We start from the raw sequence: 428 nt of genomic DNA on the forward strand, positions 1-428 counted from the left end.
GATTTCGAAGCCTTCCTGGATGATTTCTCGCCAAACGTGCAGGAGATCCTCGATAACTTCGAATTCCGAAATCAAATCCCAAGGCTGTCGAAGGCCGATGCCTTTGATGGGTCATGTCCTGATGGAGAACCGCAACGGTTTGGTGATCGGCGCGACGCTGACGCCGGCGACCGGGGCAGCCGAGCGGGAAGCGGCACTGGCGTTGTTGGATCGATTGGGCGCCAAGCGGCGGATCACGCTCGGCGCGGACAAGGCCTACGACGCGCGCGAGTTTGTCGCCGCCCTGCGCAAGCGCAAGGTCACCCCGCACATCGCCAAGCATGAGTATGTCGACAAGAACGGCATCCTGCGTCGAAGCGCTCTCGATGCGCGCACGACGAGGCATCCCGGCTATGCGGTCAGCCTGCGCATTCGTAAGCGGATCGAAG

At 61.4% G+C, this 428-nt stretch carries 1 pseudogene; it reads left to right on the forward strand.

Annotated features, from left to right (window positions below):
• Positions 1 to 106 precede the first annotated feature (106 nt).
• A pseudogene (locus EN859_RS35435) lies at positions 107 to 428 on the forward strand (transposase); the annotation flags it as partial.

The organism is Mesorhizobium sp. M00.F.Ca.ET.216.01.1.1, assembly GCF_004010325.2.
Classification (GTDB): domain Bacteria; phylum Pseudomonadota; class Alphaproteobacteria; order Rhizobiales; family Rhizobiaceae; genus Mesorhizobium.